The sequence below is a fragment of the Streptococcus sp. NLN64 genome (assembly GCF_015831295.1).
GTDB lineage: Bacteria > Bacillota > Bacilli > Lactobacillales > Streptococcaceae > Streptococcus.
In genome coordinates, this window is record NZ_JADXDQ010000008.1 from 1 (window position 1) to 18472 (window position 18472).

Here is an 18472-nt window from a genome sequence, read left to right on the forward strand (position 1 = left end):
TTGGTGAACTTGGCGATATTCGTCGTTTTAAAACACCGAATCAGATTAACGCCTTTATTGGCATTGATCTCAGACATTATGAATCAGGGAACTATCTAGCTAGAGAACACATTACAAAACGTGGGAATCCCTATGCCCGCAAAATTCTCTTCAAGTGTATTCACAATATCGCTTCAGCTAGTCGTACTAACCCCTGTCATATTGCGGATTTTTATGAGAAAAGAAAAAGACAATCGCCAAAGGGTTCTACGAAACCACATGCGATTGCCTCCATGCATCGGCTAATACGGACGATACATTACCTAATAACGCATAATAAGCTTTACGACTACAATATCGCAAAAAGTCGGTAAAGAAACTTATGCCATACCATTGTAGCACCTTTCGAAAAAAATGGAAAGTCAAGGTGCTGTTTCAGTGTACACTTTTTAGTCGGTTCGCTCCATTTTAGGAATAAAATTACTACAAAAATGCCTGTAAGCAAGCCCATTATAAGAGAAGAGGGATTGAGTGTAAAGGCACGCTTATGCTCAAGGCCTTGACACCAAATCCTCTTCTCTTAGCTTTACAACTAGGCTTAGCAGGCATCACTATGCCAAATAAATTGCCCTATTTTTAAAAAATTGGTTGACAAATGGTAGAAAAACTTTTGAAGAAAGTTTCAGTGAAGTACGGCAAGACGAGTTAACACAGTAATAAAAGACAAACTAATACTTAACTGATTTCAAAATCAGAATACTAGCGGGATTTCAAAAAAATGACGAGGAAAGCCGATGAAGATAGAACTAAAGTTCATCAAAGAGGCTTGACAAAGTCAGATTTCAAAATCCAATGAGTATAAAAGAGTATACATGACTCCTAAGTCGTAATCTATTATACTTCTTGACAATTTCTGACTTAAAAATATATAGTGATAATGTGATCCTACTGAAACAATCAAGGAGATGTAATATGAATTATATGGGTGAAGTTTTTAGGGAGCTAAGACAAAGTCGAAAGATTTCTTTAAAAGATGCTACGGGTGGGGAATTTTCCTATTCGATGTTAAGTAAATTTGAAAAAGGGGAATCTGATTTGACTATATCGAAACTTTTAACTGCCCTTGAAAATATTCATACAGAATTAGATGAATTTACCTTTCTTGTTAATGGCTTTAAACAGACCCCTTATAATGAACTTCAAGACAAAATATGGAAAGCAATAGAGTCTAGAGACATGTCTCAATTGCAAACTCTGTACGAATTAGAACTTCTGAATTATCGAATGGAAGAAGATCAAAAATACCTGTTAAATGCTCTCGTTATTAAAGCTCATTTTGTTATATTAGATCCAGAATTTGAAGTTACCAATTTAGATCTTGAAGTATTGTATGATTACTTGTTTTTCATTGATATTTGGGGAGAGTTTGAATTGCGTTTATTTTCGGACATAGCCCCTCTCCTACCATTAGATCTGTATTATCAATATTGTCGTGAGATGTTGCAAAAAGTGGACTACTTAGGTGCTATGCCTAAAAATAGAAACTATGTCCAAACCATACTTTTAAATGGACTTTTTAAAGCGATTGATTCTAAGCAATTAGTTAAGGCAGCGTACTTTGATCAACAGATTCGAAAAAATTTTTTTGAAGAAAATGAAACTTATCTTCGAATTGTATATAGATTTGCAGATGGGGCCCATGATAGGATAAAAGGAAATGAAGCTATAGGTCTTAAGAAGATGGAAGAAGCTGTTGAAATTTTAAACATCTTAGATTGTAGTGAAAGTGCAAAATATTATGCCTCAATTCTCGAAAACTTCATTTGAGATATTTGAATAAATGACAATCGTTGATTTTGGTAAGCTATACTCATTTAATTTAAATTCGGGATATTCACGATAGTTCCTATGGATGAATAGGGAATCTAGTGGGGATTGTTTTACAGGGCCGAGAGTGCTCACGAACATTCTAGATAAACGAATATGCTAGCGATCAAGGACGTGTTTAAGGAGTCTGAATATATTTTATTAGATACTAATAAAAAGAGTTGGCATCTCTGTTAAGAATGGAGGTAGGTTAGCTCTTTTTTTATTTTTCTCAAGTAAGGGATAAGAAAATATTCCAATTTTTATAAATATTGGAATAAAAATTTATAATCTTTTTAATACATAAAGGAGGTAAAACAGATGACACAATTTGTTCGTGATGCAAATAAATTACAAGCTCAATCACAAATTCTAGTTCTTACATATAGATGTAAGATTGGTTGATTAGAATAATAGAGAAGGAAATGAACACTTTGATTGAATTAAAAGTGTTCATTTTACTCTAATTTTAAATTTAGAAGAAATATTTTGTTAGGGAGAATAATATGAGGAAGCCAACTTTTACCAAGTATTGTGAATTTAATTCAAAGGAATACTCCAAAACAACATCATTTGAAGCGAGGTTTGAACGCTTTATTGAAAAAAAAGTAGAGAAGATTCGAAAACATCCAGAAAAATATCCGAATATTCTTGTATTAGAGGATGGAGAATAAAAATGTTTACTTATTACGATAGTTCAAAGTATCTTCTGCCAGAATTTGGCTTTAAAATCCATATTTCAGGTACTTGGGAAAACTATAGGGAAATTTATAGAAGGACTATTCCATTTTTAATAGATAGGGATATTTCCTTTAAATATATAAAAGATAAAGAAGATGTTTTATTTAATTTATCGACTGAGGAATCTCCTTCTGAATCTGGAAAATTAATTACAATATACCCTGAGAACAGAAATCATTGTATAGAGATTTTAAATGAACTCTATGATCTCCTTCCTTCAAATATAGAAGGTGTTTATATACTTAGTGATCGGAATTATTATGATTCGAATATTTTGTTTTACCGGTACGGCTGTATCAAGGTTGATAAAGACAAGCTCATAAATGGTCTTCCGACTTTAATCTGTTCTGATGGAAAAATATGGCAGGATTTCCAAAGAACCTATTTTGAATTACCTAATTGGATTGAAGATTTACAAGAAAAGCAAGTTTTTAAACCATCTTATTTAGGTAATACCTATGAAATAGAAAATTTAATAAAGCAGAGTAATGGTGGAAACGTATATAAAGCTAAACGAATGGATAATGGAAAAAATGTTGTTATAAAGGAAAGTAGACCCTACATCCATGTTTTTGAAGAAATACAGAAGAAAATGTTGAGAGAGAATGAGTGGAATATACTTGAAAATTTTAGGTCTTCAGTTAGAAAAATTGAAAAAGTGAAAGAGTGGCTCAACTATTACTATATTTATGAATATATAGACGGAGAGGATCTTGTAACATTCTGTGATAATCTAAATCTCTTTTCTTATTTTTCGTCTAACGTAGATAAAAATTTGAATCATTTTAAGCAACTTCTCACTATATTTACCAAAATTATTCAAACTGTCTATCATTTTCACAAACAAGGTGTGATTCTACACGATATTCATCCAAGCAATTTCATTGTAGACAATCATAAGGAAGTTCATTTTATTGATTTTGAAAATTCATATATTGATGGAACAAAGCCTCATACTGGTATTTATTCAGATGTGTCTTTGAAGAATTGGAACAGACTTAATGGGAAGATAGCAGATTGTTATAAGGTTGGCAATACCCTACTTTATTTATTAGGAAGATTGCAGTTGACGGACGAAAGAAATCGACTACCTGAAGTAAACAATTTATTATTACAAAAAAAAATACATACGAACATTGATGAATTGATTCAATATTTACTAGGTGAAAATCCAGATATAGAAACAGCTTTGTATTTAATTCAGAATCGTATTTATGCCCTGAAACGCTCAAATACGAAACAGCTGATTCATATTTCGGAATGCAACACATCTCACCTAGGATTTGACCTTTTAGAATTTGTTCAACTTCAGGAGGAAAGATTCTCAAACTACAAGGAAGTCCTACAGGATAAAAAAAGATTCTACTCAGTGTTAACTCAAGAAAAAAGACTTGGTTTGGATGGTGTTATGGGATTACTCGTTTATCTGAAATCAATAGACTACGATCAAGTAGTTATAGATAGGTGTATCACGTCGGTGTTGGATAATTTAGTAACCGTGGATAATCATCTGAAAGGAGTGAGGATCTCAGATGTGAGCGTATCACCATATCTATTCAATGGAACAGCTGGAATTATTTTAGGTCTGATGTATATTGATTTTGAGAAATATTATGATGAGATTATTCAATTGTCAAAAACTTTGAATATGGAATATGCTCAGTCAGGAAGCTTTTTGTATGGGATGTTGGGCATAGCTCAAGTGCTACTAGAATTGTATACCTACACAAAGAAAGACGCCTATCTTTATACCGCTAGAGAATTGATTATTAGTAGTGGCATTTTGGCAAAAAGTGACGAGGAATTGCAGTCAGAGTATCTGTTTGTGGCTCATCAATATTCAGAAATTAGGAAGGAGGATACCGCGTGCATTTAGTTTTTAGGCATAGCTTTTACCGTGTGATTACAGCATCACGCCTACTGAACTCAATAGGTTCGTATTTGTATAATTTGGTTTTTGTAATTTATGCAACTACACTCCCTGAAGCCAATTGGGCTGTCTTTCTCGCAAATATGACTGCTATAGTCCCGACTATCTTTACATTTTGGGTTGGAGTAAAGGCCGATGAGACGCGACAAAAAGCTAAATGGATGATTAATTTAGGTTGGGTTCAAGCGGGTCTTTTTACCTTGATTGCTGTAATGATTGGGAACAAAACCTTTCTTGTTTTTTCTGTGGTTTGTATCCTCAATTTTTTGAGTGATCTAATTAGCGACTACATTGCAGGTCTTCGCTTGCCTATCATGCAATATAATCTTGCTAAAGAAGATTTATTTGAGGCATATTCCTTTGCTCAATTTTCGACCTATCTGGCCAATATTCTTGGACAAGGATTAGGTATCTATTTACTAACACTCTCTGATAATAATTTTACCTTTGTTGCCTTTATCAATGCTATGAGTTTCGCCCTTTCTTCCCTTCTTCTTTGGAGAAATAAAGAAAAACTAACACATCAAACCGTTATTTCTAATAGTAAGAAGCAGTCTCTTTTCCAACAGTTTGGGGAAATGTATAAGCAAATGGAAGATATATTTAGAAAGCATAGTACAAGTAACTTTGCTTATCTACTCCTGTCTATATTGATTTTAAACGCACTAGGTGGCTCTGTTAGCAGTATTTATCATTTTTACTTCATGGAGCATACTCTATTCAATTTAACCTATGGAGAGTCGCTTTTAGTGATGGAGTTCATTCTTCTTTTAGGGGCTATCATCGGGAGTCTAACACCCCATGACTTTTTTTCAAAACAGGAGTTTTCTTTTATTTTACAATTTAATGCAAGTCTTTTTATTGTAATTGGATTATTGAATGTTTTGGGGCTAGCGATATGGCTTGGTTTCCCTTTCCTATTCGGGGCGGCCTATCTCATGGGTAAGCTCACTCCCAAATTAGATGCCTTGATGATGGAGCATCTTCCTTCTGAGACTTTGGCGCAAAGTGATCACTTTATTGGACTTCTTTTCACTCTGTCTCTTCCTATCGGTACATTTTTTTTCTCAACGCTGGCGGTCTATAGTAGCGCTTTGACCTGGATATGTTTTAGCTTAGCGGCCGTAGTTATCTTTTTCTTTTCTTTCAAAAAATAAAAACTTTACAGGGGAGCCTTGGTATGCTACAATAGAGGACGTGTGAAATAGCAGCAGAAAAATATGAAGCTCGTCAACAGGAAGTCCCAGTAAGTAACCCTTGCTGTTTGGGCGAAGGTTTCCTGCACGAATCAGGATTTTTCAAGTGACTATTTCCTCAAACATTATTTTAGAGGAGGACATTTATATGTCACGTTATACAGGACCAGCATGGAAAAAATCTCGTCGTCTTGGCTTGTCTCTATCAGGAACTGGTAAAGAGCTTGCACGTCGTAACTACGTACCAGGACAACACGGACCAAACAATCGTAGCAAACTTTCAGAATACGGTTTGCAATTGGCTGAAAAACAAAAACTTCGTTTCATGTACGGAGTTGGTGAAAAACAATTCCGTAACTTGTTCGTACAAGCTACAAAAATCAAAGGCGGAATCCTTGGTTTCAACTTCATGCTTCTTCTGGAGCGTCGTTTGGACAACGTTGTTTACCGTCTAGGTTTGGCTTCAACTCGTCGTCAAGCTCGTCAATTCGTTAACCACGGTCACATCCTTGTTGATGGTAAACGTGTTGACATCCCAAGCTACCGCGTTGAAGTTGGTCAAGTAATCTCAGTTCGTGAAAAATCAGCTAAAGTTCCAGCAATCTTGGAAGCAGTTGAATCAACTCTTGGACGTCCAGCATTCGTATCTTTCGATGCAGAAAAATTGGAAGGTTCATTGACTCGTCTACCAGAGCGTGATGAAATCAACCCAGAAATCAACGAAGCTCTTGTCGTTGAATTCTACAACAAAATGCTTTAATTTTAAGCTTATTATGGAGAAAGTCCGATTTTACGGGCTTTTTCTTTTATTGAAAATAGAATGAAGGGAATGTATTGCCCCTTTTGTGAACTTGTTCCACAGATTTCCTGTTTTTAGGAGTTTGATTACTCTGATAAATTATATATGCTGAAAGCGGAAGCGGACTAACGCCCATGAAGCAGGTTTTCTCTGGAGGTGGTGGGGTGTTTTTTAGGTTAGCATTAAGTGTTTGTTCTGCTAGAATCGGATATACTGAATGAAGACGATAAGCCTTCGAGTCACCCATAGGTGTGCGGACGCTTATCTTTTTTATACCTATCAAAAGCCAGCGAGGTGGTATAATGAAGTGAGAGGTGACAAACTAACCCTGTTTTAAATTTAGAAAAGTCTCTCTTCAGATCTAACTCTACTACAAGACAAAGTTCACATAAGAAAGGTCGTCTATGGAAGATTTAAAGCTCACACAGCTGCAGGAAATGGAGGAACGTTATGAACGTCTTCTTCCTCGTTTTGAAGCCTTTAACGAGGAGTTAGAGGCTTTTCAGAAGGTCTACCAAGACTACATCCTACTCCGAGAGTATTATGCTAGCGAAGACTGGTGGCAGCTTCAGGAAGAATTGCCTGCTGACTATAAATGCGGTGTTCTGAGTCAAGATCGTCTTTACAATCTTATTCAAGACCATGATGAGTTGATTGCCGACCTTTTAGAATTGAGCCATCGTATGTATCGGAATCGTTAATTTTTTTTCTTTCTTTCGAATTAAAAGATGAGGGCCCCAAAAAAGAAAGAAAGTGAGGATAAAAAGATGGCAACGATTCAACAGGTAGAGACAACGACTATCCAGGGAGGTAGTCAAAGCTGGTGTCCAGGTAAGGTTCTGGTTCCAGGTTTTCCTTACCCATACCCAAGCGGACCTTTGGGACCAGTTCCGACTTGTGCTGGTGGTCAGGTCATTGATGTAGTGGATTTGCAATCCATTACTGGGGGAGCTGGTTATATTAGCGAAGCAGGTAGTGCAATTGGCAAAACATGGGCGATGATTTACAAAACGGGACGTGATTTTGGTCGTAGCCTTGTTAATGCAATGATTCCATAGGAGGTCCCCATGAAGAGACAACTAAATCAAACCGACTTACAGGCCTTGGAAGGTGGAGTTGTAAATCCCTTAGTAGTGGGTGCAGCTCTGATTACGATTCCCTTTGTGTTTGGGGCTATCGCAGGAGCAGCAGACGAGTATTCCCGTAAACATGGGCATTCTTGAGTAGAAGACTATAAAAGGACTAGTAGTTGTAGCTACTAGTCCTTTTATAGAGATCTTATTCCTCGATTCCACTGAATTTCAACATTTTCATTAAAAATCGTGCCATGGTTTGAGGGCTTTCCTTCTTCCCTTGGGCGATCCAAAGCTGGTAAACACCTAGGAAGGCGTTAGAAAGGTAGATGGCTGCATATTTCTTTTCCTTATCTTGAAAAAGTTTGCGACTGTAGCGGCCCTGCCATTCATTTTCTAAGAGTACTTGGAGACGTTTCCGGATGAATTGTTGAATTTCTTGTGTTCCATTCTCTGAGAGAAGGGCAGCGAGAAGGGGTTCTCTTTTAAGAAAATCAAATATTTCTGTAATGGTAGCCTCCAGATGCCCAACGTGTTTATCAAAAATATAGTCTAAGGTATGGAAGAGACGATCTTGATAATGGTCAATCATATCGAATTTGTCTTTATAGTGGGTATAGAAACTAGACCGGCTAATGTCCGCTTCCTGGGTCAGTTTGACCGTCGTAATTTGGTCAAAAGGTTGTTCTGAAAGGAGCCTTACCATCGCATTTTCTAGGACCTTTTTTGTTTTTTGTCTTTTATTGCTTTCCATGGATTTCTTTCCTTGCATTTAAAATTTGAAGTGGTATAATCTAGTATATCAAAAATAGACACTGTGTGCAAAAATGGAGGTTGAGTCATGTTTAAAGAATGGAAAGCCATTTTTAAACGACCTAAATTTATTGTTGTGATGTTAGGAGTCTCTCTGATTCCTTTCTTATATAATGTCATCTTTCTTAGTTCCATGTGGGATCCTTATGGAAAATTGTCTGATCTGCCGGTGGCGGTTGTCAATAAGGATCAATCAACGGTTCTGAACGGTAAAACCTTAGCTATTGGGGATCAGATGGTTGAAAATATGGAGAAGGGGAAAGCTCTAGATTTCCATGTCGTCGATCAACAAGTAGCTGATAAGGGCTTGGAAAATGGGGATTATTACATGGTCGTGGAACTGCCAGAGGATCTTTCCCAAAAGGCTGCTTCCATCATGACTACAGACCCTCAGCAAATGAAAATCCAGTATAAAACCTCTAGTGGACATGGATTTGTTGCAGGAAAAATGAGTGATTCAGCAATGAGTGTGCTCAAGCAATCGGTTCAAAAAAATATTATTAATAACTATACTTCTACCCTCTTCAGTAGTATGAAAGAACTCCAATCAGGAATGGGAACGGCTAGTGCTGGAAGTGGTCAGTTGGCAGATGGAGGAAAACAACTCCAGGCCGGAACAGACCAACTCAATGCTGGTTTGCAACGCTTGGCAAGCTCTACCCTTCTTTTTTCAGATGGCGCTAATCAGTTGGCCGCAGGTTTGGGACAATATACAACTGGGGTCAGTCAATTAGCTGGTGGTGTTGGTCAGCTAGCAACGGGTGTGAATCAGTATACAGGTGGTGTCGCTCAGCTTTCTGCTGGAGCTGACCAATTGGATGCGGCCTCTGCGGAATTGCAAGCTGGTGTGCAGGCCCTTCAGGATGCGGCGCGTGGTGGTGATCTGACTGCTCTGGTTGACGGGTCAAACCAGGTAGCCACTGGAATGGGGCAATTAGCTGACCAATTGGCTGGGATTACCATTTCTCCAGAACAGACCGAGACCATCAACCAAGCTGTTTCTCTTTTAACCAACCTTCAAAGTAAATTAGGTCAAGGACAAGATCCGACGGCTGGGCTTAAAGCAGGGTTGAGTCAACTAGAAGCGGATCTGTCGGCCTTGATTGCGGCAGGAGGGTCTGGAACGTCAACGAGTATCGATGCTGCGGGTGCTGTGTCGGCAACAGCAGCCTTCCAAAAATTAGATGCGGCAGATCAGGCTGAAATTCTAGCCGCTTTGCCAGCTGGTGGATCAACTTCAATAACAGATACGAGCCAATTACAGGCTTTATTGGGAGCTGTGCAAGCTCTCTCCGCTGTACTTGATCAAAATGGTGCAGCTCTGGGGCAAGACCTAGCTCCATTAGTTGATCAAGCCTTGACAGACCTTCAAACACTTCAGACAGGTATTGGCCAATTCGGTCAATTACAAGCTGCAACACAGACCTTGGCACAGGGTTCTTCCGCTGTAGCAGCCGGTTTGGGCCAACTACAAGGACAGCTTGAAACGGGAGCGGATGGTCTGGTCGGTGGAGTTTCCGCCTATACCTCCGGTGTTTCAGAATTGGCCCAAGGAGCTCGTACCTTGAATGAAAATTCCGGTCAATTGCAGTCAGGTGTTGCCCAATTGCAAGATGGCGCTAGTCAATTGGATGCTAATTCTGGAGCTCTCCTAGATGGTGCCGGACAGTTGGCTTCAGGAGCTAGTCAATTACAAGATGGCTCTCAAGCACTTGCTCAAGGGGGCGGTCAACTTGGAACAGGGATGACATCTCTAGTTGATGGCTTGGTTAGTCTTCAAATTGGCTTGGACAATGCCAATCAACAACTACAAAAGGCTAATGTAGAAGAAAGCAATGCGAATACCTTATCTGAACCAATTGCTTTGGAGAAAACGGAACAGGATCAAGTGGAGGTAAACGGAGTTGGGATGGCCCCTTACATGGTTTCTGTCGCTCTCTTCGTTGCAGCTATTGCGACCAACACCATTTTCCAAACACTCCCTTCTGGTAGACAACCTTCCACTCGTTGGTCTTGGTTGAAAGCTCGCTTGGAAGTGAATGGAATTATTGCTCTAGTAGCGGGGCTGCTGGTTTATGCCGGAATTCACTTAATTGGCCTAACGGCTAATCATGAAATGGCAACGCTAGGTGTTATCTTACTCACCAGTGCAGCCTTTATGGCCTTAGTTACGACATTGGTGACCTTGGACAATAAGGTTGGAGCCTTCTTGGCCCTGATTCTATTACTGCTACAATTGGGAGCCAGCGCAGGAACCTACCCAATTCAACTCTCTAATTCCTTTTTTGAGACCCTTCATCCTTGGTTACCTATGTCTTACTCCGTCTCTGCCCTTCGAGAGACGATTTCGATGACTGGTCAAATTGGAAGTCAAGTAGCCTTCCTCAGCATGACCTTGGGACTCTCTATTCTTGTCGGGTATTTGATTTACAGACCTGACAAGCAGGAGTAAAGTTCAGGGACTGGGAGACAAGTCAACTACTTATACTTAACTAATTTCAAAATCGGAATACTAGCGGGATTTCAAAAAAATGATGAGGAAAGCTGATGAAGTAAAGTTCATCAAAGAGGCTTGACAAAGTCAGATTTTGAAATCCAATGAGTATTACAATTAGAATACATAAAAATAGCATAGAATCAACGTTTCTGTTATGTGATTCTATGCTATTTTCTTTGTGAAAAATTTTTGGTTTGACCTTATTTTTCGAGTAGGTTGTGGTCAACAATTTTTTGATAGGCTGTTTGTTGGTCTTTTTTATGGTCTTGAATAATTTGGAGCAGGGTTTCCACACACTCTTGACCTAGTTCCAAGGCTTGGATATCGATATAGGCTGTCACATCGTAGGTAGGAGCTAGAGAAGTGAAGCTGAGGCAAGGAAGGTGGAGCTGATGGTCTTGTAGATAGCTGGCCACCCCTTCTGCCAAGAGGCTATCGGTCACAATGATGGCGTCTAAGGGAATTTGTTTTTCCAGCATATCTTCCATCACCTGGTAGCCCTCGTGAAAGAGGAGATCTTTGGCGAAGTAGAGGAGCTTCTTATCCATCTCCACCCCCTTTTCTTCCAAAGCATCTTGATAACCTTGAAAGCGATCTTGGTTAACAAAATAATCCATACTTCCCGCTAAAAAGGCAATGCGTTTGTAGCCTTTGCTCAGAAGGAAGTGAGTGGCATCAGCCCCTGCTTGTCGGTTGTCATTGTCCACCAGGGAAGTAAAGGGATCTGTCGATTTTCCTAAAATGAGGAAGGGAAAATGCTGTTCGCGAACGAATTGAACCAAGGGATCTTGAGGCTTCGCATACAGAAAGATCAACCCATCAACTCGTCGCCCTCGAACCATTTGGGAAATGGATTCTAGGCGCTCGGTTTCCGTTCTGCCTGTAGACAATAAGATGGCATATTGGTATTCGGAACTAATTTGGCTAATTCCCCGCAGTACAGTTGGGAAAAAGGAGTTTTGGTAGAAAGCATCTGAATCGTCCGGTAGGACTAAGCCAAGTACCTTGGTTTCACTACTAACCAAGCTCCGAGCATTGAGGTTGGGATGGTAGTCCAATTCTTTCATGATTCGGCGCACCCGTTCCTTGGTCGCCTGACTGATTGTTGGTTTATCCTGAATGACGCGCGTGACGGTTGAAGGGGAAACCCCAGCCCGTTCCGCAACATCTTTAATGGTGACGCGCATAATTATTCTCCTTGATGATCACGGAATTGTGTTTGGTAAAAAACCAAAGCGAGGGTAAGTAAGAAGAGACTGTTTTGAACCAAAACGGAGGTGGCCAGATCTAGGCCAAGTAAGCCTAGTAAGCAGGTCACCAGCGTTGGAATTCCTAGGGAATAGAGAATGATGTGAAAGGCTTCTTTAAAGCCCTGAAGCGAGTTAAAACGCGATTTGCTGACCAAGTATAGGAGTGCAGCACTCCCTAAGGTTAGCAGTAAGAAGTTTAGACTAAGCAGTCCCCAAGAAAGTGCTAGGACAAAAAGACTGATGACCAAGCGATTGCTCTCAAACCAAGATTGATTTAGGGCCTGTGTCCAAGTATTCGGGCTGCTTAAATCTTTGGTTTCTAGTTTATCATAAGAAAGGCGAGCAATCTCCTGATTGGATTGGAACAATCGTACATCGTCTTCCCGGAATTCCCAGACAAAATCTGGACTCTGTGGAGCCTCTTCCCCAATGACAATCCAATCTTCTCCAACCTGCCAGGAGGTTTTCTGAGAAATTTGAGCTCGTCCCTGGTTAAACGTGATTCCAGTAGCAGCTATTTTCTCCACCTGTTCTTGGTCAAAGACACGATAGGCTTGAGGGACCAGCTGCTCCAAGGGATAGGAAGTCCGTTGCAAACTTGTCCAACAGACAGGAATACAGGTAAGAGCTAATAGGAAGATCCAGGTAAAGAGCAGCTGAGGCCAGCTGAGGAGTCTCCGTTGCTCAAAGGCTCGGCGAAAAGGGAAGAGATTTTGGAAATAGCTAAAGGGGTAGGGCAAGGTTGTGTCCTTTCTAAGTGGCGAAAAAGGTGGGACAAGCTTATCCCTTGTCACCACCGCTAGTTAAACCAGAAACAAAGTTCTTTTGTAGGAAGAAGAAGAGGATACAGATTGGCAACGCCGTTAACACGGCCCCGGCAGCGAAGAAGGAGATTTTTAGATTCTTAGGATCGCTGACGAAGGTACGGAGACCAACAGCCACTGTATAATATTCTTTTTCCCGTAAAAGGAAACTGGAGAGAATGTAGTCTCCAAAAGGTCCCATAAAGGCCCAAAGTGCTTGAACTGCAACCATAGGACGAACAAGGGGGAGGACAATCTGCCAGAAACGGCGGAAGTGTCCAGCACCATCAATCTTGGCGGACTCATCCAAAGAAATAGGGACTGTATCAAAGTAGCCTTTCATCAACCAAGCATTCATTGGGATGCCACCACCAACATAGAGGAAGATGAGGAACCAGCTTTGGTTTAGAGCATTGAGCATCAAGGCCATAACAAAGAAGGCTGTGAGGGCTGCAATGGTCGGTACCATTTGAATGATGAGGAAGAAGACCAAACTTTGTTTACGGGCAATAAAGTTGTAACGGCTATACGCATAACCAGCTAATACAACAATAGAGGTTTGAATCAACATTGTCAAGACAGCAATGATTAAAGTATTGGTGTACCAAGTTCCAAAGAGGGTGTCGGTAAAGAGACCGCTAAAGTTATCTAAGGAAAGCTGAATGTTGCTGTCCAATTTAAAGGCAACCACGTTCCCAGATTTGAAGGCTGAGGAGATGGTGATAGCCAAAGGGTACAAAATAATCAATGATAGGAGGCCCAAGTAAAGGTAGGTCAACCCTTGATTGAGGCGTCTTTTAAAGGTGATGGAACGTTGCATTATACATCCTCCATATCAAAAGCGTGAAGTTTCTTGAAGGCAATCATGGAGATACCGATGACGATGATGGAGATAATAAGGGTCACAGCCGCCGCCATGGAATATTGCGGAGCAGTACCAGTGGTAAGTCGGTAAATCCAGGAAATCAAGATGTCAGTAGAACCAGCACCTCCCCCAACACTTCCGGGACCTCCTTCATTGAAGAGGTAGATAATGGAGAAGTTATTGAAGTTGAAGGTGTATTGACTAATCAAGGTTGGAGCAGCAACTGCCAAAATCATTGGGAAAGTAATCTTGGTGAATTTTTGCCAGCTATTCGCCCCATCAATGTAGGCTGCCTCATATAAGTCATTTGGAATGGATTGTAGGATACCTAGAGTAAGGACATAAATATAAGGGAAACCTAGCCAACCTTGCATCATAATGAGAGCTACCTTGCTCCAGAAAGGATCCGTCTTCCAAGGAATAAGGACGCCGTCTAAGAAGGGGATGACCTTGGAAATGGCAGGGATAACTTGGGTATTGATTGCTCCAATGGAATCATTAAACATGTTGGAGAAGGTCATGATTGTAATGAAGGCTGGAACTGCCCAAGGAAGGAGGAAAATAACCCCAAAAATTCGTTTCCCTTTGATAAAAGGTTGATTAGAGATAATAGCAGTAAAGATCCCAATGATGATTTGCAGGGTAGTAGCTGCCAAGGCCCAGATAATGGTCCAGCTTAAAACAGAACCAAATGCTGAGCGGAAGGTAGACAGTTGCCAAATGTTCATGAAGTTAGTCAAGCCGACCCATTCCAATAGTTTAGCCGGAGGCAAATGCTTGAAATCATAATTGGTAAAGGCAATCAAAATGGTTACCAAAACCGGGAAAACAATGGCGAAAATCATAGCCACATAAGAAGGGACAATTAGTAAATAAGGGAATCCATTCTCATAAATGGAGTGACTCATTTCCTGCCAGCTTGTAGCGACAGGTAGTCCTTGATTCCAGCGATTGGCAGTCTTGTGAGCATCCCATAGATTAAAGCCATAAAAGACCAGATAGGCAATGACAAAAATCAAGTGGAAGGTTCCCTGAATTAAGAGGAAGAGGGAATTATCTCGGCCCCTCATGGATCCAAGTGTCACCAAGCCTTGCAATTGGAATAGCGCTGTTGTAAAGAAATAAATTAAGAATAAGAGTGTTATCCCTAAGAAAATTCCTCCCTTAACTTTCTGGCGATTGTAAATCTGCCCCAGTCCAGGAATAAGGGATAAAAGAAGTGCTTTTTTTGCGTTTTGTTGTTCCATAAATCAGTCCTCGTAGAGATAGGATTGTCTGGGGATAAAGAGTAGTGTTGGGATTGTTATACTCTTTTAGTTTATCTTTTGTTACTGTGTTAGCTCGTCTTGCCGTACTTTAGTACTGCCTGCGACTCGCTGCCTTGTACTAAAAGCAAACTAAAAGACTATATCTCAACTTTCCCTATTTTAGTTCGTGAACATACTTCGACTGAACCCTATAGAAGTAAGTTCTAAAATAATAGAGAGGCCAAGACTTTAGAGTCCCAGCCTGCTCTCACTAACAGTTAAGGGTTCTGAGAAATTTGTCTCTTATCACCCGGTATAGAGAGATGGGCTACTCTCCGAATTTTTGATCAATGCTATCTTTGATGAGTTTTACAGCATCGTCAGCAGCAGCTTTAGGGGCTTTTTTACCACTTACAGCTTCAAAAAGCATTGTTGCTGCTGGATCCCAAACAGTAGACATTTCAGAAATACTTGGCATTGGTTGAGCAGAGTCGAACTGTTTCACAACGGCATTTGCCAACTCATCTTTGCTATCTACAGCATATTTACGAGCTTCAGTATTTGCAGGAACTTCATGGTTCTTGTCATAGAAAGCTTTTTGTTGATCGGTTGAAGTCAAGAAGTTTAGGAATTCTTGAGCGCCATCGATGTTCTTAGAAGCTACAGGGATAACCCAAGCTTTACCGCCTGCAAATGCTTCGTAGTTGGCTCCACCTGGAAGAGTTGGGATTGTTGCTACACCGTAGTTGATGCCTGCATCCTTATAAGCAGCAGCCTTCCAAGGCCCATCAATCACAGTAGCTGTTTTCTTTTCTTGGAATTGAGACTCAATCAAGTTGGCAGCACCTTTTTGGTCTTGCATCCCTTTAGGCCATTTTTCATACCAAGTTTTCGCATATTCTAGACCTTTGATAGAACCGTCGTTAGCAAGACCGATATCTTTGGCATCTGTACCATCCTTACCAAAGACATAACCACCGTTACCACCTAGAAGTCCGTATGCATAGTAGAAGTTTACCCAGTCAGCAAGGAAGGCCGTGTTTTTACCTTCTTCTCCTTCAAAGTTGTAGGCTGGATCTTCGGCTAATTTTTCAACTTCTTCGAAAGTCTTAGGAGCTTCTTGGATTAAATCCTTGTTATAGTAGAGGACCAACGTTTCGATAACAGCAGGAGCTCCATAAACATGACCATCGGCAGCTGTTACCAATTTTTTGGTTGTGTCGTCAGTCATGCTTTCTTCAGCCAATTCAACTTCTGCTAGTTGGCCATCGTTACCAAGGCTTCCGACACGGTCGTATGGCGCCATCATAACATCCACAACATCACCAGATTGGTTATCCAAGGAAAGATTATCCAAGCCAGTCAATTGATCTCCAGTCTTGATGTTGATTTTTGTTCCGCTTTCTTTTTCAAAAGCCTGAGCAGCTTCTTCGATGTAAGGTTTGTATTGTTCTTCAACATAAACCGTTAGTTCTTTACTACCGGAGTCAGAATTTTGTGAACCATTACTGCAGGCTACCAAAACCCCTGCAAAAGCAATCGTTGAAAGAAGGGCGGTCGTTTTAAGAATTCTCTTCTTCATGATGAGTGTCTCCTTTATCTAGCTCATTAGAGCAAACGTTTTCTCTTGACAAAAAAATTATATCAAAAATTGCAAGCGGTTGCAAGCGGTGTAGAAAAAATTTTTATGATAAAATAAAACAAGGGAAATCTTCTTTATATAAAGGGATTTCCGAGCAAAACCCAAGTGATTTTTTCAAGAAATTTTCAAGAAAAAATGAAAGTGGAAAAATTATCCAAATTCATCTTGCTTTTGTGAGTCAAAAGGGATATAATGGCGATGCAAACGTTTTCGCAAAGTGCTTGCGTAACGTGATTGAAAAAAACAGGCGAGGTATACTTATGAAGCAACGTCAAAGTGGTGTCTTGATGCACATTTCTTCCCTTCCAGGGAAGTACGGGATTGGATCCTTTGGCCAAGCAGCTTATGACTTTGTGGACTTCTTGGTCCGTACAAAACAGCGCTACTGGCAGATTCTTCCATTAGGAACAACTAGTTACGGAGATTCTCCTTACCAATCATTTTCAGCATTCGCTGGAAATACTCATTTTATTGATTTTGATATCCTCATCAAGGAAGGTTTGCTGATGGAAGCCGACTTGGAGGGAGTGGACTTCGGTGATGATCCTTCTACAGTGGATTACGAGAAATTATTCTATAACCGTCGGCCATTGCTAGAGAAGGCAGTGGCGAACTTTATGGCCCGGGGTTATAACCCAGAGTATCAACATTTCTTAGTGGACTCCGCTAGTTGGTTGGATACGTTTGCGGAATACATGGCTATTAAAGAACACTTCCAGCAAAAATCATGGTTGGATTGGCCAGATGAAGCTGCTAAAAGTCGCGAACCACGTGCAATTGCAGAGTATCGGGAAAAACTTGCTCCTGCTTTGAATTACCACCGTGTCACTCAATACTTCTTCTTTAAACAATGGTTAGCTCTTAAAGGCTATGCCAATGAGAATCACGTTGAGATTGTTGGAGATATGCCAATTTATGTGGCAGCTGACTCTTCTGAAATGTGGTCTCAACCTCATTACTTCAAAACAGATGAAGAAGGCCGTCCATCATGGGTTGCCGGAGTTCCACCTGATGCCTTTACGGCTGAAGGTCAGCTCTGGGGTAATCCAATCTATGATTGGGATGCTATGAAAGCTGATAACTATGCATGGTGGATCAAACGTTTGGAAGAAAGCTTTAAGGTCTATGACGTTGTCCGGATTGACCATTTCCGTGGATTTGAGTCCTACTGGGAAGTGCCTGCTGGTGCAGAAAATGCTATCGGTGGTCGTTGGGTCAAGGGTCCAGACTACGACCTCTTCAAGACAGTCAAAGAAGAATTGGGTGATTTAAATATCATCGCCGAAGATCTTGGCTATATGACCCAAGAAGTCTATGACTTCCGCGAGAAAACTGGCTTCCCAGGAATGAAGATTTTGGAATTTGCCTTTGATCCAGACGGTGATAGCCAAGATATGCCGCACCATGCTAAGAATAACTCTGTTATGTATACAGGTACCCATGACAATGAGACAGTTCTTGGCTGGTATGAAAATGAGGCGGACGAAGCCACTCGTCGTTTTATGGAACTCTACACCAATAAACGACCTGATGAGTCTGTACCGGCAGCGATGTTGCGGACCGTCTATGCATCTGTCAGCTTTATGGCGATTGCGACTATGCAAGATCTTCTTGGCTTAGGTAGCGATGCCCGAATGAATACCCCATCCACACTTGGTGGAAACTGGGTATGGCGGATGACAGAAGAACAACTAAACCAAGAGGTAGAAGATTTGTTGACCTACCTCACTGTGACTTATCGTCGTTCTAACGAGAACCTGTCTAAGTAAGA

Annotated in this window: 17 protein-coding genes; 11 read left to right on the forward strand and 6 right to left on the reverse strand. The window is 40.5% G+C overall.

The genetic code is table 11. The features are described 5' to 3' along the window. From I2503_RS02130 to I2503_RS02170, 9 genes are all read left to right on the forward strand, one after another. On the forward strand, nucleotides 1-353 hold a 353-nt coding region (locus tag I2503_RS02130; RefSeq protein ID WP_196966865.1), incomplete at its 5' end, for a transposase. Nucleotides 354-951: 598 nt separating this feature from the next. Next, on the forward strand, nucleotides 952-1806 hold the full coding sequence (locus I2503_RS02135) for an Rgg/GadR/MutR family transcriptional regulator (RefSeq protein ID WP_196090943.1): 855 nt from the start codon (nucleotides 952-954) through the stop codon (nucleotides 1804-1806). A gap of 545 nt (nucleotides 1807-2351) precedes the next feature. Then, the gene (locus tag I2503_RS02140; RefSeq protein ID WP_196966866.1) at nucleotides 2352-2519 is read left to right on the forward strand and encodes a hypothetical protein; all 168 of its coding nucleotides are present in this window, start codon (nucleotides 2352-2354) and stop codon (nucleotides 2517-2519) included. Nucleotides 2520-2521: 2 nt separating this feature from the next. After that, on the forward strand, nucleotides 2522-4462 hold the full coding sequence (locus tag I2503_RS02145; RefSeq protein ID WP_196090944.1) for a kinase: 1941 nt from the start codon (nucleotides 2522-2524) through the stop codon (nucleotides 4460-4462). Beyond that, entirely contained in the window at nucleotides 4453-5673 is a 1221-nt protein-coding gene (locus tag I2503_RS02150; RefSeq protein WP_196966867.1) for a transporter, read from the forward strand. Before I2503_RS02145 ends, I2503_RS02150 begins: the two co-directional genes overlap by 10 nt. 187 nt (nucleotides 5674-5860) lie before the next feature. Continuing rightward, nucleotides 5861-6472 (forward strand): 30S ribosomal protein S4, encoded by a 612-nt coding sequence (gene rpsD / locus I2503_RS02155; protein WP_196966868.1) that lies wholly within the window; start codon nucleotides 5861-5863, stop codon nucleotides 6470-6472. A 443-nt stretch (nucleotides 6473-6915) separates the two neighbouring features. Beyond that, nucleotides 6916-7212 (forward strand): DUF4298 domain-containing protein, encoded by a 297-nt coding sequence (locus I2503_RS02160; protein ID WP_196090960.1) that lies wholly within the window; start codon nucleotides 6916-6918, stop codon nucleotides 7210-7212. A gap of 66 nt (nucleotides 7213-7278) precedes the next feature. After that, nucleotides 7279-7569: a hypothetical protein gene (locus I2503_RS02165; RefSeq protein WP_196090961.1), complete on the forward strand. Its 291-nt coding sequence runs from the start codon at nucleotides 7279-7281 to the stop codon at nucleotides 7567-7569. A 9-nt stretch (nucleotides 7570-7578) separates the two neighbouring features. After that, complete coding sequence (locus I2503_RS02170; RefSeq protein WP_196090962.1) at nucleotides 7579-7734, forward strand: hypothetical protein; 156 nt, start codon at nucleotides 7579-7581, stop codon at nucleotides 7732-7734. 55 nt (nucleotides 7735-7789) lie between these two features. Here I2503_RS02170 and I2503_RS02175 read toward each other — a convergent pair whose 3' ends face one another. Next, complete coding sequence (locus I2503_RS02175) at nucleotides 7790-8338, reverse strand: TetR-like C-terminal domain-containing protein (protein ID WP_196090963.1); 549 nt, start codon at nucleotides 8336-8338, stop codon at nucleotides 7790-7792. Between the two features lie 87 nt (nucleotides 8339-8425). Between I2503_RS02175 and I2503_RS02180 the strand changes: the two genes are divergently transcribed. Then, nucleotides 8426-10849, forward strand: a complete 2424-nt coding sequence (locus tag I2503_RS02180) for a YhgE/Pip domain-containing protein (protein WP_196090964.1) — start codon at nucleotides 8426-8428, stop codon at nucleotides 10847-10849. A 245-nt stretch (nucleotides 10850-11094) separates the two neighbouring features. Here the strand turns inward: I2503_RS02180 and I2503_RS02185 are convergent, their stop codons facing one another. From I2503_RS02185 to I2503_RS02205, 5 genes are all read right to left on the reverse strand, one after another. Next, nucleotides 11095-12081 (reverse strand): LacI family DNA-binding transcriptional regulator, encoded by a 987-nt coding sequence (locus tag I2503_RS02185; RefSeq protein ID WP_196966869.1) that lies wholly within the window; start codon nucleotides 12079-12081, stop codon nucleotides 11095-11097. 2 nt (nucleotides 12082-12083) lie between these two features. Beyond that, nucleotides 12084-12884, reverse strand: a complete 801-nt coding sequence (locus I2503_RS02190; RefSeq protein WP_196090966.1) for a hypothetical protein — start codon at nucleotides 12882-12884, stop codon at nucleotides 12084-12086. 40 nt (nucleotides 12885-12924) lie between these two features. Further along, nucleotides 12925-13767, reverse strand: coding sequence for a sugar ABC transporter permease (locus I2503_RS02195; protein ID WP_196090967.1), 843 nt, complete (start codon nucleotides 13765-13767; stop codon nucleotides 12925-12927). Then, entirely contained in the window at nucleotides 13767-15059 is a 1293-nt protein-coding gene (locus I2503_RS02200; protein ID WP_196090968.1) for a sugar ABC transporter permease, read from the reverse strand. The genes I2503_RS02195 and I2503_RS02200 overlap by 1 nt, the downstream gene beginning before the upstream one ends. A 328-nt stretch (nucleotides 15060-15387) precedes the next feature. Beyond that, nucleotides 15388-16641 (reverse strand): extracellular solute-binding protein, encoded by a 1254-nt coding sequence (locus I2503_RS02205; protein WP_196090969.1) that lies wholly within the window; start codon nucleotides 16639-16641, stop codon nucleotides 15388-15390. Between the two features lie 320 nt (nucleotides 16642-16961). Here I2503_RS02205 and malQ point away from each other — a divergent pair, with 320 nt between their 5' ends. After that, nucleotides 16962-18470 carry a 4-alpha-glucanotransferase gene (malQ, locus tag I2503_RS02210; protein WP_196090970.1) on the forward strand — a complete coding sequence of 503 codons (1509 nt, stop codon included), beginning with the start codon at nucleotides 16962-16964 and terminating at the stop codon, nucleotides 18468-18470. Nucleotides 18471-18472: the final 2 nt, after the last annotated feature.

Bases quoted from the DNA above. Each gene is read 5' to 3' on its own strand.
- I2503_RS02175 (WP_196090963.1), bottom strand. From the start codon at position 8,338: ATGGAAAGCAATAAAAGACAAAAAACAAAAAAGGTCCTAGAAAATGCG.
- I2503_RS02195 (WP_196090967.1), bottom strand. From the start codon at position 13,767: ATGCAACGTTCCATCACCTTTAAAAGACGCCTCAATCAAGGGTTGACC.
- I2503_RS02145 (WP_196090944.1), top strand. From the start codon at position 2,522: ATGTTTACTTATTACGATAGTTCAAAGTATCTTCTGCCAGAATTTGGC.
- I2503_RS02170 (WP_196090962.1), top strand. From the start codon at position 7,579: ATGAAGAGACAACTAAATCAAACCGACTTACAGGCCTTGGAAGGTGGA.
- I2503_RS02185 (WP_196966869.1), bottom strand. From the start codon at position 12,081: ATGCGCGTCACCATTAAAGATGTTGCGGAACGGGCTGGGGTTTCCCCT.
- malQ (WP_196090970.1), top strand. From the start codon at position 16,962: ATGAAGCAACGTCAAAGTGGTGTCTTGATGCACATTTCTTCCCTTCCA.
- I2503_RS02180 (WP_196090964.1), top strand. From the start codon at position 8,426: ATGTTTAAAGAATGGAAAGCCATTTTTAAACGACCTAAATTTATTGTT.
- I2503_RS02140 (WP_196966866.1), top strand. From the start codon at position 2,352: ATGAGGAAGCCAACTTTTACCAAGTATTGTGAATTTAATTCAAAGGAA.
- I2503_RS02205 (WP_196090969.1), bottom strand. From the start codon at position 16,641: ATGAAGAAGAGAATTCTTAAAACGACCGCCCTTCTTTCAACGATTGCT.
- I2503_RS02135 (WP_196090943.1), top strand. From the start codon at position 952: ATGAATTATATGGGTGAAGTTTTTAGGGAGCTAAGACAAAGTCGAAAG.
- I2503_RS02165 (WP_196090961.1), top strand. From the start codon at position 7,279: ATGGCAACGATTCAACAGGTAGAGACAACGACTATCCAGGGAGGTAGT.
- I2503_RS02200 (WP_196090968.1), bottom strand. From the start codon at position 15,059: ATGGAACAACAAAACGCAAAAAAAGCACTTCTTTTATCCCTTATTCCT.
- I2503_RS02160 (WP_196090960.1), top strand. From the start codon at position 6,916: ATGGAAGATTTAAAGCTCACACAGCTGCAGGAAATGGAGGAACGTTAT.
- rpsD (WP_196966868.1), top strand. From the start codon at position 5,861: ATGTCACGTTATACAGGACCAGCATGGAAAAAATCTCGTCGTCTTGGC.